Below are 25,017 nucleotides of genomic sequence, written 5' to 3'. Positions count from 1 at the left end.
GTATCAGGCCTCCCGGCTCCGTGCACACATCATGGTGGCTTCACACACCACTTTACCATCAACCAGCGCGACGCCTTTGAAGCGAGTCACTCCACGGCGCGTTTTTTCAAAGGTAACTTCCATCACCATCTGGTCGCCTGGCACGACGGGGCGCTTAAAGCGCGCTTCATCAATGCCTGCAAAATAGTAAAGTTCACCCGGCTCGAGTTTGCCAACGCTTTTGAAAGCCAGAATGCCGGTGGCTTGTGCCATGGCTTCTAAAATCAACACACCCGGAAAAATGGGTTTACCAGGAAAGTGACCCTGGAAAAAAGGCTCGTTTACAGAGACATTTTTAACTGCGCGTAGAAAACGACCTTCCTCAAAATCCAGCACGCGATCCACCAGCAGGAATGGATAACGGTGCGGCAGAAGCTCTAAAATCTCTTCAATGTGCAGAGTATGAGTTTCAGTAGTCAAAATACTCTTCCTGTCTAAAAATATACTGAATGGGCAATAATAACACGGCCTGCGGCGATTCTGGATCGCATGCAGGCCGCGGTTCTGTTGGCGGGCAGGCTTTATTACCGGCGAGTTAGTCTTGCTGAGTGACTTTACGCTCAACTGCTTTTAAGCGTTTGTTCATTTCATCAATATTCATCACCAGCGCCGCCGTTTTGCGCCACACTTTGTTGGGTTGCAGCGGTATGCCTGAAGAGTAGACCCCAGGTTCAGTAATAGGACGCATGACCATCCCCATCCCTGTTACCGTTACTTTATCGCAGATTTCCATATGGCCGTTAATCACGCTGGCGCCGCCAATCATGCAGTAGCGACCGATTTTCAGGCTACCAGCCATGATAACGCCACCCGCGACCGCCGTATTGTCGCCAATCACGACGTTATGTGCAATCTGGCACTGGTTATCAATGATCACGCCATTGCCAATAATGGTATCGTCCAGCGCACCGCGGTCGATCGTGGTACAGGCACCAATCTCAACGCGATCGCCGATAATGACACGGCCAAGCTGTGGAATTTTAACCCAATTGCCGCGATCGTTAGCGTAGCCGAAACCATCTGCCCCAATCACAGTGCTGGACTGAATCAGGCAATTTTCGCCAATCTGAATATCGTGGTAAATGCTGACATTTGCCCACAAACGTGTACCGGCACCAAGTTTGCTGTTTTTACCCACGAAACAGCCAGGGCCGATAACGACGTTGTCCCCAAGCTCTACGCCGGATTCAATCACAGCGTTAGCGCCGACGGACACGTTATTACCAAGCCGCGCGGAAGAGTCAATCACTGCGCTCGGCGCAATGCTGGTGGCAGGTTGCGGCGTGGTATCAAGAATCTGAGCCATACGCGCGTAAGTCAGGTAGGGATTCTTCACTACCAGCGCAGCGCTATTGACGAAAGGAAGATCGGCCTCAGTCATCACAACCGCAGAGGCCTGGCAGTGCGCCAGTTGTTCACGATAACGCGGGTTTACCATGAACGTGATTTGCCCTTGTTGTGCAGACTGCATGGAAGCGACGCCGGTGATGGCAATATCGCCATCACCGTGTAACTCCGCATCCAACTGCTGGGCTAAATCAGCCAGTCGAATTGAAGGCATTACTTATTTAACCTGTTTCAGCACATCGGCAGTGATGTCTTTAACATCGCTGCTGGTGTAAGCCACAGTATTGGCGTCTACGACCAGATCGATATCCTGGTCAGCAGCCACTTTTTTCACGGCGCTCTGAATGCGAGTCACCAGTTTGCCGCGTTCTTCGTTAGAACGACGCGCACGATCCTGTTCGAACTGCTGCGCTTTGCTGGAGAACTCCTGGCGACCCGCCATCACGTCTTTCTCCAGTTTGCTGCGATCGCTCGCCTTCATGGTAGAGCCGTCACGCTGCAGACGCTGCATTTTGGACTGCAGGTCGGTTTCCATGCGCTGCAGTTCGCCGGCGCGGCCTTTGAACTCATTTTCCAGCGTTTTGGAAACGCCAGTGCTCTGTGCAACCTGCTGGAACAGATTACCCATGTTAACTACAGCGATCTTGTCAGCAGCCTGAGCTGATGCTGCCATTGCCAGGCCAAGACCTGCAGCGAATAACCACTTTTTCACAATAAACTCCTTACCATCCCATATGTACCCGAAGGCACTATTCTTTGCGTGGCCAGGGTGCGTGTTACGCACACGCACCGAAAGTCATCGCGACTGCTAAACGCATTCCCTTGTAACGAACATTACCAGGTCTTGCCAATATTGAACTGGAACTGTTCCGCTTCGTCCCCTTCATATTTCTTGAACGGCTGGGCATACGAGAACACCAACGGCCCAAGCGGAGACATCCATTGTAACGCGATACCCGCAGACATACGGATGTTGCTCGGATCGCTATAATCCGGCACGCCCGCCGCACGCATGGCGGCGGTGTTCTTCCAGTTAGTATCCCAGACAGTACCAGCATCGACGAACAGCGAGGTACGAACGGAGTTCGCGTATTTCTCGCTCAGGAACGGCGTTGGCGTAATGAATTCAAGGCTTGCTACACCCATGGCGTTGCCGCCCACCGCATCGTCGGAAGAGCAGTAAGAACCCGCTGCTTTGTCACAGTTATCCAGACCTGGACCGCTGTAATAAACGGCTTTAGGACCGATGTTGTTGGACTGGAAGCCACGTACGGTACTTGAACCGCCCGCATAGAAGTTCTCATAGAACGGCATTTCTTTGCCGCTCAGGCCGTCGCCGTAACCCCAACGTGTACGGCCCAGCACCACCCATTTGTGATCTTCATCGATAGGCAGGTAGCTCGCCGTATCGAGCGTTACTTTGTAGAACTCGTTATCGGAACCCGGAATCGTTACTTTACCATTCAGGTTCACACGCGAGCCTGCGGTCGGGAAGAAACCACGGTCAAGATTGTTGTAGGTCCAGCCGTAGTTCAGCGTGAAGTCATCCGCCGAGAAACCGTTGTCATCTGAGGTTGTTTTAGCGCTCTGACCTAAAGAATCCAGATAACGCCACATCGCCACCTGCGGTTCCATATTGGACAGGTCGTTATGCACGTAGCCTAAACCGAGGCGCAGCGTGTTGTATTCGTTGATCGGGAAACCCAGGGTTCCATCCACACCATAGCTTTTGTTGGTGTAAGAGGAGAGGTCTGCATCATCCGCTTTAAAGTCGTTATAGAAAATGCGCCCGCCGAGACTGACGCCATCTACCGTGAAATACGGGTTGGTGACGGAGAACTCAGAATAGGTTTGGTAATCGTTTTTGGTACCGTTAATGCCAACCGAATAACCGGTACCGAGCCAGTTATCCTGCTGCACGCCGACCTGGAAGCTTACGCCGCTTTCGGTGCCGTAACCGACGCCGAAGTTAAAGCTACCGGTGTTGCGCTCTTTAACTTTGTAGACCACATCAACCTGATCCGGGCTTCCGGAAACACGCTGCGTATCCACATCCACAGTTTCGAAGTAACCGAGGCGATTGAGACGCTCTTTACCTTGATCAACCAGATTGCTGCCGAGCCATGCGCCTTCCATCTGACGCATTTCACGACGCAGGACGGCGTCTTTGGAAGTATCGTTACCTTCAAAGCGGATCTTACGGACATAGAAACGGTTGCCAGAATCGACATTGACATGCAGCTTAACGGTCTTATCGGCATCGTTGATTTCCGGTTGCGTCTGCACGCGCGGATAAGCGTAACCGTAACGGCCAAGCAGCTTTTTAATGTCGTCTTCCATACGGGTCACTTTCGTGCCGTTGTAAAGTTCGCCCGGCTGCATTTTGGTCAACGACTCGATTTCAGCGGAATGACCCGCCAGGTTGCCGCTCACTTCAACGCCTGCAATCTTGTACTGCTCGCCTTCGGTCACGTTAATCGTAACGTAGATGCCTTTTTTGTCCGGCGTCAGGCTGACCTGCGTGGAATCGATATTAAAGCGTGCATAACCGCGATCGAGGTAATAGCTACGCAGCGTTTCGAGATCGCCCTGAAGTTTCTGCTTCTGGTATTTGCGATCGCCAACGACGTTCCACCATGGCACTTCGTCGCGCAGCTGGAAGTTGGAAATAAGCTCTTCGGTGCTGAAAGCGTGGTTACCGACGATATTGATCTGCTGGATCTTCGCCGAAACGCCTTCCTGGAAGACCAGTTTGAGGTCAACACGGTTACGCGGCAGCGGCGTGACCACAGCTTTTACGCTGGCACTGTATTTACCTACGCTGTAGTAGAAGTCTTCGAGACCTTTTTCGATATCAGACAGCGTGGTACGGTCCAGCGATTCGCCGACGCGCACGCCAGAGGCTTCGAGATTCTGCTTAAGCATGTCATCTTTCACCGACTTATTGCCGGAGAAAGTTATGCTGGCGATCGTTGGGCGCTCTTTCACCTGAACGAGCAGCGTATCGCCGTCGCGCAGTACCCGAACATCTTCGAAGTTGCCAGAGGCAAACAGTGCACGGATAGTATTACTGATATCCTCGTCATTGACCGTATCGCCGACGCGAACCGGCATGCTGAGGAGGGCCGCACCAACGGCGACTCGCTGCAGGCCTTCGAAATGAATGTCCTTCACTACGAACCCGTCTGCACCGTATACGGTGGCGCTGCTAAACAGCAGCGACGCTATGAGCAACTTTTTCATCGCCATCGTTGTTATGCGTTCTTCCTAACCTGCTCTCTATAGCCGAGAGAAATCATTGAAAAGTGCAAGCCCCATTAACAGCACCAGCAAAATTGAGCCAATGCGATAACTAAAGTCTTGAACTCGCTCGGAAACCGGCCCGCCTTTAAGCTTCTCAATCGCCAGAAACAGCAAATGTCCCCCGTCAAGTACGGGTAACGGGAACAGATTGATAATCCCCAAGTTCACGCTTATCAGCGCCAGAAACATCAGGTAATAAATCAACCCGAACTCCGCAGACATCCCTGCGCCCTGGGCAATCGAGATTGGCCCACTGAGGTTGTTCAGTTTAACGTCGCCGGTCAGTAATTTTCCCAGCATGCTGACCGTAAGCTTCATCAGTTGCCACGTTTTTGTCGTAGCTTCTGTGATGGCATTGAACGGCCCATACTGGCGCACAGTTTTGTACTCATCGGGCAGCGGCGCAATTTTCGGCACCACGCCTGCAAACCCTTCCGCCTTTTCTTTACCGGGTTTTGTATCCGGTATCAGCGTCAAAGACAAGGGGCTACCCTGTCTTTCTACGTCGATTGCGAGCGGACGCGCCGGATTATCCTGCACTATCGTCACAAAGGCTGACCACTCACGCAGCGGTTGCCCATCGACTTTAACGATCCTGTCTCCGGCTTGCAAACCCGCTTTACTGGCTGCCGACTGCGGCTGAACCTGCGCAAGGACAGGTTCAATCTTCGGCCCAAATGGCCGAATACCGAGCGACGCCACCGGATCTTCTTTATCGGGTTCGAACTGCCACTGTCGCAGATCGAGCACTTTATCGGTCGAAGCGGTATCACCCGGCGCGGCAATGCTTAGCGTTACATTTTCTTCGCCGATACGGGCGATGAGCGCAAGGCGCACAGCATCCCAGTCTGGCGTTTCGATGCCATCTACCGCTTTTAGTTCCGTGCCAGGTGCGATTTGTGCCTGTGCCGCGATGGAGTTGGGTGTTATTTCACCAATTACCGGTTTGATACCTGGCACGCCCATCATGAAAACGAGCCAGTAAGCGAAAATAGCGAAGAGGAAATTAGCAACGGGGCCGGCTGCGATAATCGCGGCGCGTTGCGCAACGGTTTTATTGTTGAAAGCTTCGTGGCGCAGTTCCGGTGCGACAGGTTCTACGCGCTCATCGAGCATTTTCACATAACCGCCAAGCGGGATTAGGGCGATGACATATTCGGTGCCATGGCGGTCAGTACGCCGCCAGAGGGCTTTACCAAAGCCGACAGAGAAACGCTCGACGCGCACTCCCGCTTTACGGGCAACCCAGAAATGGCCGAACTCATGCACGGTGATAAGAACGCCCAATGCGATGATAAACGCCGCCAGATTCCAGAGTATGCTCAACATAATTTATTCCGTTAAATCGTCCTGAAGACCAACAGCAGCAGGCAGGCAAAAACGGGCACCGCCGCAGTCAGACTGTCGATACGATCGAGAATACCACCGTGTCCGGGGATAAGGTGACCACTGTCTTTAATGCCCGCTTCACGCTTGAACATGCTTTCCGTCAAATCACCCAGCACAGAAGCCAACGTGGCGACAATAGAACAGGTCAGCAGCGCCGCAGGCGGGACGTTAAGATCCGCCCACGTGCCGTAAATCCAGGAGATAACCGCCGCTGTAAACAACCCGCCAAAAAAGCCCTGCCAGGTTTTCCCCGGAGAGACTTTTGGCGCGAGTTTATGCTTGCCAAACATTTTGCCAAACACATATGCGCCAGAATCAGCTCCCCAGACCAGGAACATCACATACAGCAGCCACAGCGCACCGCTATAATGATTCGCGTCATAATGCCAGGCGCGTAACGCCACCATGCCCCAGAAAAACGGCACAATCGTCAACAGGCCAAACACCAGGCGCAGCGCTTTAGAGTGTCGCCAGAATGTGGCCGAATTTGGATAGAAAAGCACCAGCAGCAGCGCGACAACCCACCAACCAAGGGACGCCCAAAGCGCACCTTCAACAAGCGGAACGTTAGTTGGCGCCTGGTAAACCGGCAGAAGAAAGAGCATCAGCGCCAGAAGCAGCCCGCAAAGTAGCGCCAGCCACACCCGTTGAGATCGGGAAGCGAAACCGCTTAGTTGCCCCCACTCCCATGCGGCCAGCACACAGACGACCAGCGTGGCGATAGCGAACCCCATCCGCGGCAACAAAAACAGCGCGGCGATAACAACCGGTATTAAAACAAACGCAGAAATCAGGCGATACTTCAGCAAAAGCTACCCCCATCAGGCATCGATGCCGCCAGGTGCCGTGCCGCCGAACCGGCGTTCCCGGTTGGCAAAGGCATTTAGCGCACCTTCAAAGTCTTGTTCATCAAAATCAGGCCAGAGAACATCGGTAAAATAGAGTTCTGCATAGGCAATTTGCCACAGCAGGAAATTACTGATGCGATGTTCTCCCCCTGTCCTAATCACTAAATCTACGGGAGCCAACTCATTCATGCAGATCTGCTTACTGAGCATCTCTTCATCAATCTGGTCAGGACGCAACAAACCTTCCTGAACCTGCGCAGCTAATTGCTGCACTCCCTGAATAATATCCCAACGTCCGCCATAATTCGCGGCGATATTCAGCGTCAACCCGCTATTTTGGCTGGTTAACGCTTCGGCTTTATGGATGCGATCCTGTAAACGGGTGTTGAAGCGGCTGATATCACCGATAACCCGCAGGCGCACATTGTGGCGATGCAGGCTTTTGACTTCGCTGTCGAGCGCCCAGACAAATAACTCCATCAGCGCGCTGACTTCCTGAGCGGGGCGGTTCCAGTTCTCGCTGCTGAATGCGTAAAGCGTCAGTGCCTCGATACCATTGTTTGCAGCGAAAGAGACCGCGCGGCGAACTGACTTCGCCCCTGCCTTATGACCAAAGGCTCTGATTTTCCCTTGTCTTTTCGCCCAGCGACCATTGCCATCCATAATAATGGCAACATGGCGCGCGCCATGTGCGGGCAAGTTTTCGCTTAATGGAAGGTTTACAGACAACATAACGCGTATTTATTCCCTGATAAGGATTAAGCGGTACTCAGGAATACTGAAGCCTTTGCATAAAAAAGCCGTGACAACCACGGCTCGCCTGACCGGCCAGGCTCACCCACCCGTATTCAGGTGGCGCAGACTATATCACCGAAGCAGAGCGCTCACAAATAACGTCGCCTTCGCCGCGTGATTAATCATCAGCTTGCGAGACGTGTCACCTGCTTATGCGCAACAATGCGAGCATCGGCGTCGACAGTGAGCACTTCATCCACACTTTGCGGTTCGCGAAGATCCATTTCATCAAGCACCGCCTGATTAAGCGCTGCAATATCCGTAAAACGAATCTCTCCGGCAAGGAAAGCGGCGACGGTAATTTCGTTTGCCGCATTAAGCGCCGTCGTCGCTGCCTGTCCTTGTTCAAACGCGTCTATGGCAAGCTTCAGACACGGGTAGCGCTGGTAGTCTGGTTCACAGAAACTCAGCGTCGCTATCTTGCAAAAATCCAGAGGCTTCACGCCGGAAGGGACGCGCGCCGGCCAGGCCATCGTATGCGCGATGGGGGTGCGCATATCGGGTTCGCCCAGTTGAGCCAGCACGCTGCCATCAGCATAACGCACCATGGAATGAATCACCGACTGTGGATGAATCAGAACTTCCATCTGGTCTGCCCGGGCGTTAAACAGCCAGCGAGCTTCAATGTATTCGAGACCTTTATTCATCATAGTGGCTGAATCGACGGAGATTTTACGCCCCATCGACCAGTTCGGATGACGGCAAGCCTGATCTGGCGTCATTGCGGCCAGTTCAGGCAATGGCGTCTGTCGAAACGGGCCACCAGATCCGGTGAGGATAATCGAAGAAACTCCGCTTTCCTCAAGTTTAGCGTACCCCAGGTTGTGTTGAATTGTTGCCGGTAAACTCTGAAAAATCGCGTTGTGCTCGCTGTCTACCGGCAACAACTGCGCACTGGTGCGCGCAACGGCGTCCATAAAAAGGCGGCCACAGGTCACAAGGGACTCTTTATTCGCCAGTAAAACTTGCTTACCTGCGGCGATAGCCGCAAGGGTCGGCAACAGGCCTGCTGCGCCGACAATCGCCGCCATGACCTGAGAGACATCGTCCAGTGCAGCCATCTCACAGGCCGCATCACGTCCAGCAAGCACCTCTGTCCGGCTCCCCTGCTCACGCAACGCGATCCGTAGCGCGCCTGCACTCGCCTCATCATCCATCACGGCGAAGCGAGGACGAAATTCCAGACATTGCTCAACCATTCGGGCGACGTTTTTGCCCGCCACAAGGGCAGTTACCGAAAACTTGTCGGGATTATGACGAATAACATCAAGAGTGCTGCAACCGATAGAGCCGGTAGAGCCGAGAATGGTTAAATGCTTCATGAGGCGCTCAACGTGAAATAAGAATAAACGCATCGCGCAGGCGCGCGATCCAATGCAAAACGCCGCCAGCAAAAACCGCGATGCGGCTTCCCTGTACGGCGTTTACAGTATCATCAGAAAGGGATTAGAACTGCATCAGTTCAGCTTCTTTGTCGGCAAGCGCCGCGTCCACTTTCTTGATAGCGGCGTCAGTCATTTTCTGAACGTCGTCCTGAGAGCGGCGATCTTCATCTTCACCGATCTCTTTATCTTTCAACAGCGCTTTTACTTTATCGTTCGCGTCACGACGGACGTTACGAATAGCCACGCGCGCCTGTTCAGCTTCGCCACGCACGACTTTGATAAGGTCCTTACGACGCTCTTCGGTCAACGGCGGCAGCGGAACACGGATATCGCTCCCCGCAGAGCTTGGGTTCAGACCGAGGTCAGACGCCATAATCGCTTTCTCAACGGCCGGGCTCATGGAGCGATCGAATACGTTGATTTTCAGCGTACGGGAATCTTCTACCGTGACGTTAGCCAGCTGACGCAGCGGCGTCGGCGTGCCGTAATATTCAACGACGATTCCGTCGAGTAGGCTCGGAGAAGCGCGGCCGGTGCGCACTTTGCTGATTTGGGTTTTAAACGCTTCAACGCATTTGTCCATGCGTACTTCAGCATCTTTTCTGATATCGCTAATCACGTTACGAATCCTTGAAAACTGGTTGTCAGGCAGACCACACCCGCGCCACGATGCCTTGCGGCTGCGTGCTAAGTATAGCCTTCTTTGTCTTGCGGCACCCGACGGGTCGCCTGGTCACGAAAACCGATTTTAAAGCGGAATCTTACCTTGATTCCCCAAAAACGAAAATTATTCCGTAATCAGAGTGCCTTCTTTTTCGCCCATGACGACGCGGCGCAGCGCGCCTGGCTTATTCATATTGAATACACGAATCGGCAGTTTATGGTCACGAGCCAGCGTAAAGGCCGCTAGATCCATAACTTTAAGCTCTTTTTCCAGCACTTCCTGATAGGAAAGCTGATCGTAAAGCGTCGCGGTGGGATCTTGCATCGGGTCTGCGGAATAGACACCGTCAACTTTAGTCGCTTTGAGCACCACATCGGCTTCGATTTCGATACCGCGCAGGCAGGCGGCTGAATCGGTTGTAAAGAACGGGTTGCCGGTGCCAGCAGACAGAATGACCACGCGATTATTGCGCAGCAGGCTGATAGCTTCAGCCCAGCTGTAGTTGTCGCACACGCCGTTTAACGGGAAGGCGGACATCAGACGAGCGTTAACATAGGCGCGGTGCAGCGCGTCGCGCATAGCAAGGCCGTTCATGACGGTCGCCAGCATGCCCATGTGGTCGCCCACGACACGGTTCATACCGGCTTTCGCCAGGCCCGCACCGCGGAATAAGTTGCCGCCGCCGATCACCACCCCGACCTGGATGCCCAGCTCCACCAGCTCTTTAATTTCCTGAGCCATGCGATCCAGTATGCTCGCATCAATACCGAAGCCCTCTGCTCCTTGCAGCGCTTCGCCACTCAGCTTGAGCAGAATGCGTTTATAAACGGGTTTTGCATTGGTAGCCATGTTTCTTTCCTGGAACTGTCAACGAATGGGATGGTTAATTCAGGCGACATGATGCGTCGCATTCCGGCTCTGGCTATATAAGAGCAGGCCGAAATTTATGAATGACGGATAAAAAGGAGCCGCCCTCAGGCGGCTCTTTTACACCATTAAGACTGGCGGGACATGGCAGCAACTTCTGCTGCGAAGTCAGTCTCAACTTTCTGGATGCCTTCGCCCACTTCAAAGCGGATGAAGTTAGTCACATCAGCGTTGTGCTCTTTGAGCAGCTGAGCAACGGTTTTGCTCGGATCCATAACGAAAGGCTGGCCGGTCAGAGAGACTTCGCCGGTGAATTTCTTCATGCGGCCTTCAACCATTTTCTCTGCGATTTCTTTCGGCTTGCCAGACTGCATGGCGATGTCCAGCTGTACCTGGTACTCTTTTTCTACCACGTCAGCAGACACATCTTCCGGCTTAACGAATTCCGGCTTGCTTGCAGCAACATGCATAGCCAGCTGTTTAACCAGCTCTTCGTCAGCGTTTTTAGCCGCAACCAGAACGCCGATACGCGCGCCGTGCAGGTAGCTTGCCAGAACGTCGCCTTCCAGGGATGCGATACGACGGATGTTGATGTTTTCGCCGATTTTAGCAACCAGTGCAACGCGCTCTTCTTCGAACTGCGCTTTCAGAGCTTCAACGTCGGTGATTTTGCCCGCAAAAGCAGCGTCCAGCACTTTGTCAGCGAATGCCTGGAAACCACCGTCTTTAGCAACGAAGTCGGTCTGGCAGTTTACTTCCAGAATCACGCCGTAGTTGCCTTCGATCTTGGTTTTGATCACGCCGTCAGCAGCTACGTTGCCTGCTTTTTTCGCCGCTTTGATCGCGCCAGATTTACGCATGTTTTCGATAGCCAGCTCGATGTCGCCATTAGCTTCAACCAGAGCTTTTTTACATTCCATCATGCCTGCGCCGGTACGTTCGCGCAGCTCTTTTACCAGGGAAGCGGTAATTTCAGCCATTCTTTAATCCTCGGTTATCTCGTGCGGGGAGATAAGTCCAGGCCTGTCGGAAAGCTCCGACACACCCGACTCAAACAAAAAAGGGAGCCTGAGACAGGCCCCCTAACCAAACTTGTTACTACCTGGTTAATAAGGGCTCTAAAAGAGCATGCCTTATTATTCAGCTTCTACGAAGCTTTCTTCCGCCTGAGAAGCCAGATCCTGAGAGCGGCCTTCACGAACGGTTGCAGCAACAGCATTCAGGTACAGGCTGACAGCACGGATGGCGTCATCGTTACCCGGGATAACGAAGTCAACACCGTCCGGATCGGAGTTGGTATCAACGATAGCAAATACCGGGATACCCAGGTTGTTTGCTTCTTTGATAGCGATGTGCTCGTGGTCAGCGTCGATAACGAACAGTGCGTCCGGCAGGCCGCCCATGTCTTTGATACCGCCGAGGCTGTTTTCCAGCTTGTCCAGCTCACGAGTGCGCATCAGCGCTTCTTTTTTGGTCAGCTTATCGAAGGTGCCGTCCTGAGACTGAGTTTCCAGATCTTTCAGGCGCTTGATGGACTGACGAACGGTTTTCCAGTTAGTCAGCATACCGCCCAGCCAGCGATGGTTCACGAAGAACTGGTCGCAGCTGTTAGCAGCTTCTTTCACCGCTTCGCTTGCAGCGCGTTTAGTACCAACGAACAGAATCTTACCTTTACGGGAAGAGATTTTGCTCAGCTCAGCCAGAGCTTCGTTGAACATCGGTACAGTTTTCTCAAGGTTGATGATGTGAACTTTGTTACGCGCACCGAAGATGAACGGCTTCATTTTCGGGTTCCAGTAACGGGTCTGGTGACCGAAGTGAACACCAGCCTTGAGCATGTCGCGCATGGAAACAGTTGCCATGATTTAAAACCTCTGTTTAAAAGTTGGGGTTATGCCTCCACGTATCCCATATTACCGACCCCGAAGGGCACCCCGGAATATGTGCCGATACGTGTGTGTTATTACACAAAGTGAGAGTAGTCGCCTCTGTGCCAGGATTCTGGTACAGAAGTCCGGCGCGCTTTATATCACAAATTCGCCAGGGACTCCAATAGTTGTTAACAGGAGGTGCCCTTAATGATTCTCAATTTGGCACCTTCCTGATGCCCTGATACCATTGTTTTACATTTATCAGTATTGCCGAATTTTCCGGCACCAGCGGACCAGATTATGGCTATTTCAATCAAAACTCCTGAAGAAATCGAAAAAATGCGCGTCGCGGGCAGGCTTGCCGCTGAAGTGCTTGAAATGATCGAAGATCACGTGAAACCGGGCGTTAGCACCGGCGAACTGGATCGCATCTGCCACGATTATATTACCAACCATCAGCACGCGATCTCCGCGAGCCTTAATTACCACGGCTTTCCGAAGTCAGTGTGCATCTCCGTTAACGAAGTGGTATGCCACGGTATTCCGGATGACGGCAAATTGCTGAAAGATGGCGATATCGTCAACATCGACGTGACCGTCATTAAAGACGAATATCACGGTGATACGTCCAAAATGTTTATTGTCGGCAAACCGACCATTCTGGGCGAGCGCCTGTGCCGCATCACGCAAGAAAGCCTGTACGTCGCGCTGCGTATGGTGAAACCGGGCATTCGTCTGCGCAGCCTCGGCGCGGCTATCCAGAAATTTGTAGAAGCGCAGGGCTTTTCAGTAGTGCGCGAATATTGCGGGCACGGCATTGGCCGCGGCTTCCACGAAGAGCCGCAGGTGCTGCATTACGATGCTGATGACGGTGGCGTCGTGCTGCAACCGGGCATGACGTTCACGGTCGAGCCGATGGTCAACGCTGGCGATTACCGCATCCGCACCATGAAGGACGGCTGGACGGTGAAAACCAAGGATCGCAGCTTGTCTGCACAGTACGAGCATACTATTGTGGTGACGGATAACGGCTGCGAAATTCTGACGTTGCGTAAAGACGACACCATACCCAACATCATTTCGCATAACGACTAATAAGAAGCCGGCCAACGCCGGCTTTTTTTATGGGTGGCGCATGATGAGTAACACATTACCCGAGCAGTCTGTGAATACCACGCTTGCTCCCCTTCCCGGACAGCCTGAAAACCCCGCCACCTGGCCTGCCGACGCGCTCAACTGCGCGCAGATAAAACAACATCTCGACGCTTTCCAGCAGTGGCTCGGAAGCGCGTTTGATGACGGTTTCACCGCAGAAGCGCTCATTGAAGCGCGCACAGAATTTATCGATCAATTGCTGCAACGACTCTGGCTCGCCGCCGGGTTCGGCGAAACTACCGATGCCGCGCTAGTGGCGGTCGGCGGTTACGGGCGTGGGGAACTGCACCCGTTATCGGATATCGATCTGCTGATCCTCAGCCGCAAGCGTCTTTCTGACGAGCAGGCGCAAAAAGTGGGCGAACTGCTGACGCTTCTGTGGGATGTGAAGCTGGAAGTTGGCCACAGTGTGCGCACGCTTGAGGAGTGTTTGCTGGAAGGGTTATCCGATCTCACCGTTGCCACCAATCTGATTGAATCACGCCTGTTAATTGGCGATGTGGCGCTGTTTCTGGAGTTGCAAAAACATATTTTTAGCGACGGTTTCTGGCCTTCTGAGAAATTCTTTGCGGCCAAAGTCGAAGAGCAGAATGAACGCCATCAGCGCTATCACGGCACCAGCTATAACCTCGAGCCCGATATAAAAAGCAGCCCCGGCGGCCTTCGCGATATCCACACGCTGCAATGGGTGGCGCGCCGTCATTTCGGCGCGACTTCGCTTCGAGAAATGGTTGGCTTTGGCTTTCTGACCGAAGCCGAGCGCAACGAACTTGATGAATGCCAGCACCTCCTCTGGCGTATCCGCTTCGCGCTGCATCTGGAACTTAACCGCTACGACAATCGCCTGCTGTTTGACCGTCAGCTCAGCGTGGCCCAGCGCCTGCGTTATGAAGGTGAAGGCAATGAGCCGGTTGAGCATATGATGAAGGATTTCTATCGCGTTACGCGCCGCGTCGGCGAACTTAACCAGATGCTGCTGCAACTGTTTGACGAAGCGATTCTGGCGCTGACCACCGATGAAAAACCACGGGTGCTGGATGACGATTTCCAGCTGCGAGGGTCGCTTATCGACCTGCGTGATGAAACGCTCTTCATTCGTGAGCCGCAGGCCATCCTGCGCATGTTTTATACGATGGTACGCAACCGCGATATTACCGGTATCTATTCCACGACGCTGCGCCATCTGCGCCACGCGCGCCGCCATCTTAAGCAACCGCTGTGTTACATCCCAGAGGCCCGCTCGCTCTTTCTGACCATGCTGCGCCACCCCGGCGCAGTGAGACGCGGACTGTTGCCCATGCATCGTCATAGCGTGCTCTGGGCTTATATGCCGCAGTGGTCGCATATCGTAGGCCAGATGCAGTTCGACCTGTTTCACGCATATACGGTAGATGAACACACCATCCGCGTGCTGCTGAAGCTTGAAAGCTTCGCCAAAGAAGAAACACGCTCAAAACATCCGCTCTGTGTGGAGCTCTGGCCACGGCTTTCGCATCCTGAACTCATTTTAATTGCGGCGCTGTTCCACGATATCGCCAAAGGCCGCGGCGGCGACCACTCAGTGCTGGGTGCGCAGGACATCCTGAAATTCGCCGAGCTACATGGCCTGAACTCGCGTGAAACGCAGCTCGTCGCCTGGCTGGTGCGCCATCATTTATTGATGTCAGTGACCGCCCAGCGGCGCGATATCCAGGATCCGGAGGTCATCAAACAGTTCGCCGAAGAAGTCCAGACGGAAAACCGGCTGCGCTATCTTGTTTGCCTGACCGTCGCGGATATCTGCGCGACCAACGAAACGCTCTGGAACAGCTGGAAGCAAAGCCTGTTGCGTGAACTCTACTTCGCGACAGAGAAACAGCTGCGCCGCGGCATGCAAAATACGCCGGACATGCGCGAGCGCGTGCGTCATCACCAGTTACAGGCGCTGGCGTTGCTGCGTATGGAAAACATTGACGAAGAAGCGTTGCATCACATCTGGGGACGCTGTCGGGCCAACTATTTTGTGCGTCACAGCCCGAATCAGCTTGCCTGGCACGCGCGCCATCTGTTGCATCACGATCTTAGTCAGCCGCTTATCCTGTTAAGTCCACAGGCGACCCGCGGCGGCACGGAAATCTTTATCTGGAGCCCGGACCGCCCTTACCTGTTCGCCGCCGTTTGCGCGGAACTCGACCGCCGCAACCTGAGCGTTCACGACGCGCAAATCTTCACTACCCGCGACGACATGGCGATGGATACGTTCATTGTGCTGGAGCCGGACGGCAGCCCGCTCTCCGCCGACCGCCACGAGGCGATTCGTCACGGTCTTGAGCAGGCCATCACGCAGCGCACCTGGCAACCGCCGCAGCCGCGTCGTCAGCCCGCTAAACTGCGTCATTTTACGGTCGATACCGAGGTCAATTTCCTGCCGACCCACACCGACAGAAAATCCTTTCTGGAGCTTATCGCGCTCGATCAACCAGGGCTTCTGGCGCGCGTCGGACAGGTCTTCGCTGACCTTGGCATTTCCCTTCACGGGGCGCGAATTACGACTATCGGGGAGCGAGTAGAAGATTTATTTATAATCGCGACGGCGGACCGGCGTGGGCTTAATAATCTGCTCCAGCAAGAGGTGAGACAACGGTTGACAGAGGCCCTCAATCCAAACGATAAAGTGTAGTAAATTTTTAATACCCAAAAGTTATCAGGAAAGAAGCTAATTATGCAGCAGCTACAGAACGTTATTGAATCCGCTTTCGAGCGCCGCGCCGACATCACGCCTGCGAACGTTGATGCCGTCACCCGTGAGGCGGTAAATCAGGTTATCGCCCTGCTGGACAGCGGCGAACTGCGCGTCGCAGAGAAGATCAACGGCGAGTGGGTCACCCACCAGTGGCTGAAAAAGGCAGTGCTGCTCTCCTTCCGTATTAACGACAATCAGGTCATCGAAGGCGCGGAAAGCCGCTACTTCGACAAAGTGCCGATGAAATTCGCGAACTACGACGAAGCCCGCTTCCAGAAAGAAGGGTTCCGCGTGGTGCCGCCTGCGGCTGTACGTCAGGGTGCGTTTATCGCCCGCAATACGGTACTGATGCCGTCCTACGTCAACATCGGCGCGTATGTCGATGAAGGCACTATGGTTGATACCTGGGCGACCGTTGGTTCCTGCGCGCAGATCGGCAAAAACGTGCACCTCTCCGGCGGTGTCGGCATCGGCGGCGTACTGGAGCCGCTGCAGGCGAACCCGACCATCATTGAAGATAACTGCTTTATCGGCGCGCGTTCTGAAGTGGTGGAAGGCGTTATCGTTGAAGAAGGTTCAGTTATCTCTATGGGCGTCTACATCGGCCAGAGCACCAAAATTTATGACCGTGAAACCGGCGAAGTCTTCTACGGTCGCGTACCGGCAGGCTCCGTCGTGGTTTCCGGCAACCTGCCGTCGAAAGATGGCAAATACAGCCTTTACTGCGCGGTGATCGTCAAAAAAGTCGACGCGAAAACCCGCGGCAAGGTGGGCATCAACGAACTGCTGCGCACCATCGACTAAGCAGAACGTAAAAAGGCGGGCCTGGCCCGCCTTTTTAACATCTGGGGGTGGCGCGATGGGATCTTTTCGTTAATTATCTAAAGGTTAATATTTCCCCAGGGGGATCGCTATGTACGACAACCTTAAGAGTCTTGGCATAACCAATCCTGATGAAATCGACCGTTACAGTCTGCGCCAGGAAGCGAACAACGATATCCTGAAGATCTACTTCCAGAAGGATAAAGGCGAGTTCTTCGCCAAGAGCGTGAAGTTTAAATACCCACGCCAGCGCAAAACCGTGGTCGCCGACGGCGTCGGTCAGGGTTACAAAGAAGTGCAGGAAATCAGCCCTAACCTGCGCTACGTGATAGACGAGCTGGATCAAATCTGCCAGCGCGATCGCACCGAAGTGGATCTCAAACGCAAAATCCTCGACGATCTGCGTCATCTCGAAAGCGTGGTGGCAAACAAGATCTCAGAGATCGAATCTGACCTCGAAAAGCTTACCCGTAACAAATAAGCGTTGGCCGCGCACCGTGAGCGTCACGGTAAACACCGACGTAAAAAAGGCCGCTCTCGCGGCCTTTTCTTTTTCGCTACCGATTACTGCATCAGCAGATAGATAGAGCTGTCGCCGCGCTGAATGTTCAGTGCCAGGACAGAGGGCTTGCTGTCGAGGATTTTGCGCAGTTCAGCGATATTACTTACCGGCTGCTGGTTCGCACCGACAATCACATCGCCTTTCTTAAGACCAATGCGCGCTGCAGGCGATCCTGCTTTCACGCTATTGACCACCACGCCTTTCTCTTTGCCGCTGCGGTTACTCATCTCAGCCCCTTCGATACCGCTGAAGATGGAAGACGAGTCGACCTGCGTCTGGCTGCTCTGCTGCAGTTCGAGATTCACGTTCACCGGTTTACCATCGCGCAGCAGGCCGAGCGTCAGTTTCGTTCCTACCGGCATAGTGCCCACCTGCGCACGCAGCGCAGCGAAGCTGTTAATCGGCTTGCCGTTCAGCGACACAATCACGTCACCTGCTTTCACACCCGCTTTCGCAGCAGATGAGTTCGCCAGCACCTGGCTTACGAAAGCGCCGCGCTGCGCGTCTACTTTCATCGCTTTCGCGAGTTCAGAGTTCAGCTCGGTGCCCATAATCCCGAGTTCGCCGCGTTTCACCTGGCCATATTCAACCATCTGCGTCGTCAGGCTTTTCACCATGTTGCTCGGAATAGCAAAGCCGATACCGATGTTGCCGCCATCCGGCGCCAGGATCGCGGTGTTGATACCGATAAGCTCGCCGTTGAGGTTAACCAGCGCGCCGCCGGAGTTCCCGCGGTTAATCGCCGCATCGGTCTGGATGAAGTTCTCGTAGTTCTCCGCATTCAGGCCGCTGCGGCCAAGCGCGGAGACGATACCGGATGTCACCGTTTCGCCAAGACCAAACGGGTTACCGATAGCGACCGCGTAATCGCCGACACGCAGGCTGTCAGAATCGGCCAGTTTAATCGCCGTCAGGTTTTTCGGGTCCTGAATCTGGATAAGCGCAATGTCCGAGCGCGGATCTTTACCCACGATTTTCGCATCCAGTTTACGGCCATCGCTCAGCTGTACTTTGATTGAGGTGGCGTTATCTACCACGTGGTTATTAGTCACCACGTAGCCTTTGGCGGCGTCGATAATCACGCCTGAGCCGAGCGCCATAAATTTCTGCTGCTGACCACCGCCATCAGCACCACCGGGCCCCCCCTGACAGAACGGCGAGCTCTGGAACGGCGATCCTTCCTGACAGAACGGCGAATCGTCGCCGAAGAACTGCTGGAAGTTACGCGGCATACGCGGCGTGTTTACTGTCGTGCTGCCCTCAACGTTAATGCTGACAACAGAAGGCATGACCTTTTCCAGCATTGGCGCCAGGCTCGGCATCGCCTGTGAAGTGACGGCAGAGGCCGTTTCAGCAGCGAAAGAAGCCGGGCTTAATGCCAGTCCAAGACTCAGAGCCAGCGCACTCATAGCTAACGTGGTTTTTTTCATCGTTTCATTCCCAACTAACAAGTAACGCAAATAAATTGCTGTGAAGGTGATTACTCAGAGCGAATTTATAGCGCGAAGTTCCACCGTTAATTTTCTGAAAAAAGTAAAAATTTATTGGCCATCTTTACAAAACAGAGCGGCATTATTCCACCGCCATCAGCCTGCGATATTCATCCCATGCATATAAATCGGTCATACCGCTGATATAGTCCTGGATGAGACGACAGCGATAATAATATTCCCAAACCGGGAAATCCGCCGCCTGCGGGTGCAAATTATTCACAGCCTCTATATAAGCCAGCCGGTGCCGGGACGAAAGCTTATGGTAGAGACGCGATTCAATCGGCAGCGAGCGCACGCTCTCTTTTTCCACCAGCTCGCGAAACTGCGCAAGCGTCAGCGACAGCAGCGGCCGGTAAATATCCAGCAGGCCGCTAATGACCCGATAGCCCTGTAATTCCAGTTGCTCTACGTCAGGGTGGTTAAACACATGACGCACCGCCACATTTTTATAAAGCTCCAGCAAGCGGCTGAACGGGCTTTCATCCTCAAGCAGCGCATGGTTAAAAGAGCCTTCAAACACGGCGGGTAAATTATCAATAAACCGTTGGGCTGCGTAAGGCGCGAGACGATTTAACGTATTGACGCGCAGATACATAAAGAACTGATCTTCCGCGCTGTGATGCAACTGGTTAGTGCCTGATTTATCCCAGGCGTTTTGCACGACCAGATTAAAGAGATCGCCCGGCTGATGTTCGCCCCAGGCCTCATAAAGATGCTGATATAACTGCTCGACGCTGAAAATACGTTTTTCTACGGCATCTTCGAGATCGGCCACGCAATAAGAAATATCGTCTGCCGCCTCCATAATCCAGGCGAGCGGGAAGCGACTGTAAGTCTCTAATTGCAATTCTTTACGTAGCCGCGAAATATATTGCTCTTCCGACAGATAAAAACCCGGCTTTTTCATCAAATAACTGTGAGTTTCCGGCACTTCGCCGGTATACCAGGCCGGGCGCGTATATTTGAGAATGCCGCCGACCTGCGCCCAGGTCAGATTCATGCGCAGCAGCGTATGCACCAGGCGGATGCCCTGCGCGTTACCTTCAAACTGACACAAATCCTGGCGCACTTTGCGGCGCAGCGCGTTGAGATCGTCTTCGCCTTCCTGTAGCCGCAGCGCCAGCACGGCGCAGCGATCCTGGCTTACCGGAAGCGTTCCGGCATCTGCCGGAAATAGCTGCTGGCGGAACCAGTCGTTAATCGCCGCCTCACCAAAATGGCCAAACGGCGGATTGCCGATGTCATGCATCAGGCATGACATCTCGACAATGCTTTCAAACGGCCCGGTCAGTTCTGCCAGGCCGTACGCCTCAAGCTGCCCCTGCTCTTTCAGGCGGCTTAGTACCTCTTTTGCGATATAACGTCCCACCTGCTGCACTTCGAGCGAATGGGTCAGACGCGTACGCACCGCAGCGTTGCGCTCAAGGGGAAAAACCTGGGTTTTCTGTTGCAGGCGGCGGATCGCAGGCGAGTTGATAATACGGCCACGATCGCTTTCGAAGATACGCAGGATCTCGTGTTCACTTTTCACGCCCTGCGGCGAGCGATACCGGCGATGCCAGTTGATTTTATTACGGAAATCAATTTTCTCCATCCGCCCTCCGGGTCAGCCTGCGCACGCGAATTAAATCCTTCTTGTCTGCCATGATAGACTATGCCTCTGAATCCATCATTTAGCGAGTATCTCTATGAAAGCAGGCATTATTGGCGCAATGGAAGAAGAAGTGACGCTGTTGCGTGACAAAATCGACAACCGCCAGACCCTGAATATCGCCGGCTGCGAAATTTACACCGGCACCCTCAACGGCGTGGACGTAGCGCTGCTGAAATCGGGCATCGGCAAAGTTTCCGCCGCGATGGGCGCAACGCTGCTGCTGGAGCACTGCAAACCTGACGTTATCATTAACACCGGTTCTGCAGGCGGCCTTGCGCCAACGCTGAAGGTGGGCGACATCGTGGTATCCGATGAAGTGCGTTATCACGACGCCGACGTAACTGCCTTCGGCTATGAATATGGCCAGATGGCTGGTTGTCCGGCGGCGTTCAAAGCCGATGAAAAACTGATCGCCGCCGCAGAAGCCACGATCGAAGCGCTGAACCTGCACGCCGTACGCGGGCTGGTGGTGAGCGGTGATGCGTTCATCAACGGTTCGGTGAACCTGGCGAAAATCCGCCATAACTTCCCGCAGGCCGTTGCTGTTGAGATGGAAGCCACCGCGATTGGTCACGTCTGCCACAACTTCGGCGTGCCGTTTGTGGTCGTGCGCGCGATTTCCGATGTCGCGGATCAGCAGTCGCACCTGAGTTTTGAAGAGTTCCTGGCGGTAGCGGCGAAGCAGTCAACCCTAATGGTAGAAACGCTCCTGACGAGCCTGAATCGTGGCTAAGCTTCGGCTTACCAGGGCGCTTGTCGCCCTGCTTTTTCTCCCGGCGTGGCTCTTCGCCGCGCCGCGGGTCATTACGCTCTCTCCGGCCAACACCGAGCTTGCTTTTGCCGCCGGCATCACGCCAGTCGCGGTAAGTGCTTACTCCGACTACCCCGATGCCGCCCGTAAGCTTGAGCAGGTGGCGAGCTGGCAGGGGATGAACCTTGAGCGCATCGTCGCTCTGAAACCCGACGTGCTCATCGCCTGGCGCGGCGGCAACCCCGAGCGGCAGGTCAATCAGCTACAGTCGCTCGGCATTCGCGTGCTTTGGCTCGATCCGCAATCGGTGCCGCAGGTGGCCGACGCGCTGCGTGCGCTGGCGCCCTACAGCCCAACACCTGAAAAAGCGCAGGCCGCGGCGCGTGATATCGAACAACGCTGGCAGGCGCTCGCCGTACGTTATTCAGGCCAGACGAAGAAACGCGTCTTTATGCAGTTTGGATCACGCCCTCTCTTCACCAGCGGTAAAGCCTCTATCCAGAATGACATCGTCGAGACTTGCGGCGGCGTCAATATTTTTGCCGACAGCCCCGTTCCCTGGCCGCAGGTAAGCCGCGAACAGGTGCTGGCGCGCCGGCCACAGGCCATTGTCATCACGGGTGGCGCTAAGTTTATCGCCGCGACACAGCAGTTCTGGCAGCCTCAGCTCACCGCGCCGGTCATAAGCATTAACGATGACTGGTTTGAGCGCGCAGGCCCGCGTATTATCCTCGCCGCAAATCAGCTCTGTCAGGCGCTGGCAGAGGTAAAATAACGAGTCGAGGAACATCATGCTGGTTTACTGGCTGGATATTATTGGCACTGCGGTGTTTGCCATCTCCGGCGTTTTGCTGGCGGGCAAACTGCGTATGGATCCCTTCGGCGTGCTGGTGCTGGGCGTCGTCACCGCCGTCGGCGGCGGGACGATCCGCGATATGGCGCTCGATCACGGTCCGGTTTTTTGGGTCAAAGATCCCACCGATCTGGTGGTAGCGATGGTGACCTGCTTACTGACTATCGCGCTGGTGCGCCAGCCGCGACGTCTGCCGAAGTGGGTGCTGCCGGTTCTGGATGCCGTGGGGCTTGCGGTGTTCGTCGGGATTGGCGTCAACAAAGCATTTATGGCAGGCACCGGACCACTGGTCGCGATTTGCATGGGCGTGGTGACTGGCGTCGGCGGAGGCATTATCCGCGACGTGCTGGCGCGTGAAATCCCGATGATCCTGCGAACCGAAATCTACGCTACGGCCTGTATCGCAGGCGGGATTGTTCACGCCACCGCATTTTTTACCTTCGCGGTGCCGCTGGAACAGGCCAGTATGATGGGCATGGCAATTACCCTGACTATCCGCCTTGCAGCGATTCGCTGGCACCTGAAGTTACCGACGTTCGCGCTTGATGAAAAAGCGTGAGCCATAAAAAAAGCCGTGTCGCAAAACACGGCTTTTTTGTTTCAGCAAAACATCAGATGCTGAAGGAGGAACCACACCCGCATGTGCTGGTGGCGTTCGGGTTATTCACCACGAAACGCGATCCTTCAAGGCCTTCAGTGTAATCCACCGCGCCGCCGACAAGATATTGCAGACTCATCGGGTCTACGACCAGCGACACGCCCTGCTTCTCGATAGTCATATCGCCATCGTTGATCTGGTCGTCAAAGGTAAAACCATACTGGAAGCCGCTGCAACCACCACCGGTGATGTAGACGCGCAGCTTGAGATTCGGGTTTTCTTCATCTGCGATCAGGCTTTTTACTTTATTGGCTGCTGCGTCAGTAAACTGCAGAGGCAGCGCTACGTCATCACTCATTTTTTGCTCCCGTTGAAACCAGCAATCGGGCAAAGAATAACCCGATCTTTAGGGCCATTATCTATTACCCTGGTAAATCGTTCAAGTATTCCGCCCGTCGGCCTGTACCTGCCGCTGCGCCTCTTGTTTCGCAAGCGTACGCGCAAGGATCGTTGAATAAAGCGGCTTGCCGCCAAGGAACTGGGCAAGCAGTGTCGCGCCGAGACAGGTAATAATCATTGGCAAAATGAGCTGGTAATTATCCGTCATCTCCAGCACCAGCACGATGCCGGTGATAGGCGCCCTGACGGAGGCGGCAAGCAGCGCGCCCATCCCGGCGATGGCGAACGTGCCTGCCTGCAACTGCCAGTCCGGGAACCAGGCCGCGCACGCCATGCCGAAGGCGCTGCCAAGCAGCGTGCCGAGCGCCAGCATCGGCGCAAAAATCCCGCCCGGCGCGCCGGAGGAAAAACAGAGCACCGTCGTTACCACGCGGGCGATAAAAATAAACAGCAGCATGCCCACGGTGAAGTTACCCGCCGCCGCCACCGGAATCAGGTCAAACCCACCGCCTGCGGCGACCGGCTCCCACAGCGCCAGCAGACCGCACAGGCCGCCAATCGCGCCGCCGAGCAGCACCCAGCGGGTAATATTGCCGCCGTGAATACGCGCAAAGACATCCTGCATCCCGAGCACCATGCGGTTAAACAGCGGTCCGATAGCGCCGAAAATAATACCGAGCAGCAGATAGAGCCAGAGCGTGTGAACCGGCGCGTTGGTAAGATGCCCAACTTCAATGACCGCCCGTTCGCCGTTAAACACGCGAAAGACGATGCTCGACATAATCACGCCGGTGAACACCGCTTTAATGGAGATCAGGTTATAGCGAAACTGCGGGCGCATCTCTTCGATGATAAACAGAATGCCCGCCAGCGGCGCGTTAAAGGCGGCCGCAAGCCCCGCTGCTGCCCCTGTCGCGAGCAACGTGTGGCGCGCTTCGGCATCGTTTCGGCGAAAGAGATCGAGCACCATGCGCCCAATATTCCCGCCAATCTGCACCGTCGGCCCTTCGCGCCCCAGCACCATGCCCGCGCCGAGTGTTCCCATCCCGCCAATAAACTTCACCGGCAAGACGCGCCACCAGCGCACCGGACGCAACTCCTCCAGCGCGCCTTCAATCTCCGGAATGCCCGAACCGCCAGCCTCCGGCGCGAAGCGACGTACCAGCCAGTACCCGATCATCGCGAGCAGCGCGGAAAGCACAAATGCCAGCGGCCAGACGTACCAGGGGTTATCCGCCACCTGCACCAGCAACCCGATGCGCTGCTGCGATACCCAGACCACCGCTTTTTCGAACGCCACGCCCATAAGCCCCGTCACAAGACCGGTCAGCGCAGCGAGCAACAAGATAGTTAACGGCGTTTTATCGCGTAGCAGTAACCGTCGGATAACAGCAGCGTGCCGTAATCCTTTGACGTGGCGCGGTGGGGGCGTCTGAGAATTCATGCGAACAGGTTCTCCGGAGGTCAATTCAGGCTGCGCATTGTACGCCCGGTATGGGC

23 protein-coding genes are annotated in these 25,017 nt (G+C 54.6%); 7 read left to right on the top strand and 16 right to left on the bottom strand.

What is annotated here, in order from left to right; all coding sequences use genetic code 11:
• Positions 1-3 precede the first annotated feature (3 nt).
• The 12 genes from fabZ to rpsB all read right to left on the bottom strand — a co-directional run bounded on the left by fabZ (position 4) and on the right by rpsB (position 12,499).
• A complete protein-coding gene (gene fabZ, locus AFK62_RS04065) occupies positions 4-459 on the bottom strand; it encodes a 3-hydroxyacyl-ACP dehydratase FabZ (RefSeq protein WP_004386127.1) in 456 nt (151 codons plus the stop codon).
• Positions 460-574: 115 nt separating this feature from the next.
• A complete protein-coding gene (gene lpxD, locus AFK62_RS04060; protein WP_007666673.1) occupies positions 575-1,600 on the bottom strand; it encodes a UDP-3-O-(3-hydroxymyristoyl)glucosamine N-acyltransferase in 1,026 nt (341 codons plus the stop codon).
• 3 nt (positions 1,601-1,603) lie between these two features.
• Positions 1,604-2,098 carry a molecular chaperone Skp gene (gene skp, locus AFK62_RS04055; RefSeq protein WP_007666676.1) on the bottom strand — a complete coding sequence of 165 codons (495 nt, stop codon included), beginning with the start codon at positions 2,096-2,098 and terminating at the stop codon, positions 1,604-1,606.
• Between the two features lie 122 nt (positions 2,099-2,220).
• A complete protein-coding gene (bamA, locus tag AFK62_RS04050) occupies positions 2,221-4,635 on the bottom strand; it encodes an outer membrane protein assembly factor BamA (protein WP_032984083.1) in 2,415 nt (804 codons plus the stop codon).
• A 30-nt stretch (positions 4,636-4,665) separates the two neighbouring features.
• Positions 4,666-6,018 (bottom strand): sigma E protease regulator RseP, encoded by a 1,353-nt coding sequence (rseP, locus tag AFK62_RS04045; RefSeq protein ID WP_007666685.1) that lies wholly within the window; start codon positions 6,016-6,018, stop codon positions 4,666-4,668.
• A gap of 11 nt (positions 6,019-6,029) precedes the next feature.
• Positions 6,030-6,887, bottom strand: coding sequence for a phosphatidate cytidylyltransferase (gene cdsA / locus AFK62_RS04040; RefSeq protein WP_007666688.1), 858 nt, complete (start codon positions 6,885-6,887; stop codon positions 6,030-6,032).
• Between the two features lie 12 nt (positions 6,888-6,899).
• A complete protein-coding gene (ispU, locus tag AFK62_RS04035; protein WP_007666691.1) occupies positions 6,900-7,658 on the bottom strand; it encodes a (2E,6E)-farnesyl-diphosphate-specific ditrans,polycis-undecaprenyl-diphosphate synthase in 759 nt (252 codons plus the stop codon).
• Between the two features lie 188 nt (positions 7,659-7,846).
• A complete protein-coding gene (ispC, locus tag AFK62_RS04030; protein WP_032984087.1) occupies positions 7,847-9,043 on the bottom strand; it encodes a 1-deoxy-D-xylulose-5-phosphate reductoisomerase in 1,197 nt (398 codons plus the stop codon).
• A 124-nt stretch (positions 9,044-9,167) separates the two neighbouring features.
• Entirely contained in the window at positions 9,168-9,725 is a 558-nt protein-coding gene (frr, locus tag AFK62_RS04025) for a ribosome recycling factor (RefSeq protein ID WP_007666696.1), read from the bottom strand.
• Positions 9,726-9,893: 168 nt separating this feature from the next.
• A complete protein-coding gene (gene pyrH / locus AFK62_RS04020) occupies positions 9,894-10,619 on the bottom strand; it encodes a UMP kinase (RefSeq protein ID WP_007666699.1) in 726 nt (241 codons plus the stop codon).
• 146 nt (positions 10,620-10,765) lie between these two features.
• Positions 10,766-11,617, bottom strand: a complete 852-nt coding sequence (gene tsf, locus AFK62_RS04015; RefSeq protein ID WP_004386138.1) for a translation elongation factor Ts — start codon at positions 11,615-11,617, stop codon at positions 10,766-10,768.
• Between the two features lie 156 nt (positions 11,618-11,773).
• Positions 11,774-12,499 (bottom strand): 30S ribosomal protein S2, encoded by a 726-nt coding sequence (gene rpsB / locus AFK62_RS04010; RefSeq protein ID WP_032984084.1) that lies wholly within the window; start codon positions 12,497-12,499, stop codon positions 11,774-11,776.
• Between the two features lie 309 nt (positions 12,500-12,808).
• Here rpsB and map point away from each other — a divergent pair, with 309 nt between their 5' ends.
• The 4 genes from map (at position 12,809) to AFK62_RS03990 (ending at position 17,688) form a co-directional block, all read left to right on the top strand.
• Positions 12,809-13,603, top strand: coding sequence for a type I methionyl aminopeptidase (gene map, locus AFK62_RS04005; protein WP_007666702.1), 795 nt, complete (start codon positions 12,809-12,811; stop codon positions 13,601-13,603).
• Between the two features lie 43 nt (positions 13,604-13,646).
• The gene (glnD, locus tag AFK62_RS04000; RefSeq protein WP_007666703.1) at positions 13,647-16,322 is read left to right on the top strand and encodes a bifunctional uridylyltransferase/uridylyl-removing protein GlnD; all 2,676 of its coding nucleotides are present in this window, start codon (positions 13,647-13,649) and stop codon (positions 16,320-16,322) included.
• A gap of 42 nt (positions 16,323-16,364) precedes the next feature.
• The gene (gene dapD / locus AFK62_RS03995) at positions 16,365-17,189 is read left to right on the top strand and encodes a 2,3,4,5-tetrahydropyridine-2,6-dicarboxylate N-succinyltransferase (protein WP_007666705.1); all 825 of its coding nucleotides are present in this window, start codon (positions 16,365-16,367) and stop codon (positions 17,187-17,189) included.
• Positions 17,190-17,298: 109 nt separating this feature from the next.
• The gene (locus AFK62_RS03990) at positions 17,299-17,688 is read left to right on the top strand and encodes a DUF3461 family protein (protein ID WP_007666707.1); all 390 of its coding nucleotides are present in this window, start codon (positions 17,299-17,301) and stop codon (positions 17,686-17,688) included.
• Between the two features lie 83 nt (positions 17,689-17,771).
• Here AFK62_RS03990 and degP read toward each other — a convergent pair whose 3' ends face one another.
• A complete protein-coding gene (gene degP / locus AFK62_RS03985; protein ID WP_007666709.1) occupies positions 17,772-19,199 on the bottom strand; it encodes a serine endoprotease DegP in 1,428 nt (475 codons plus the stop codon).
• A gap of 142 nt (positions 19,200-19,341) precedes the next feature.
• On the bottom strand, positions 19,342-20,856 hold the full coding sequence (gene dgt, locus AFK62_RS03980; RefSeq protein ID WP_007666712.1) for a dGTPase: 1,515 nt from the start codon (positions 20,854-20,856) through the stop codon (positions 19,342-19,344).
• 94 nt (positions 20,857-20,950) lie between these two features.
• Between dgt and mtnN the strand changes: the two genes are divergently transcribed.
• From mtnN to AFK62_RS03965, 3 genes are read left to right on the top strand one after another with little or no spacing between them, the layout of a single operon-like run.
• Positions 20,951-21,649, top strand: coding sequence for a 5'-methylthioadenosine/S-adenosylhomocysteine nucleosidase (gene mtnN / locus AFK62_RS03975; protein ID WP_007666715.1), 699 nt, complete (start codon positions 20,951-20,953; stop codon positions 21,647-21,649).
• Positions 21,642-22,442 carry a vitamin B12 ABC transporter substrate-binding protein BtuF gene (gene btuF, locus AFK62_RS03970; RefSeq protein ID WP_007666717.1) on the top strand — a complete coding sequence of 267 codons (801 nt, stop codon included), beginning with the start codon at positions 21,642-21,644 and terminating at the stop codon, positions 22,440-22,442. The genes mtnN and btuF overlap by 8 nt, the downstream gene beginning before the upstream one ends.
• Before the next feature lie 16 nt (positions 22,443-22,458).
• The gene (locus tag AFK62_RS03965; RefSeq protein WP_053531727.1) at positions 22,459-23,079 is read left to right on the top strand and encodes a TRIC cation channel family protein; all 621 of its coding nucleotides are present in this window, start codon (positions 22,459-22,461) and stop codon (positions 23,077-23,079) included.
• Positions 23,080-23,131: 52 nt separating this feature from the next.
• Here the strand turns inward: AFK62_RS03965 and erpA are convergent, their stop codons facing one another.
• Together erpA and clcA are read right to left on the bottom strand one after the other, a co-directional pair.
• Entirely contained in the window at positions 23,132-23,476 is a 345-nt protein-coding gene (gene erpA, locus AFK62_RS03960) for an iron-sulfur cluster insertion protein ErpA (protein ID WP_007666722.1), read from the bottom strand.
• An 81-nt stretch (positions 23,477-23,557) separates the two neighbouring features.
• Positions 23,558-24,961 carry a H(+)/Cl(-) exchange transporter ClcA gene (gene clcA, locus AFK62_RS03955; protein WP_032984085.1) on the bottom strand — a complete coding sequence of 468 codons (1,404 nt, stop codon included), beginning with the start codon at positions 24,959-24,961 and terminating at the stop codon, positions 23,558-23,560.
• Positions 24,962-25,017: the final 56 nt, after the last annotated feature.

The organism is Cronobacter condimenti 1330 (assembly GCF_001277255.1).
Taxonomy (GTDB): Bacteria; Pseudomonadota; Gammaproteobacteria; order Enterobacterales; family Enterobacteriaceae; genus Cronobacter; species Cronobacter condimenti.
The sequence above is the reverse complement of the archived record's forward strand: the minus strand, read 5'-3'. Positions and strand labels throughout refer to the sequence as shown.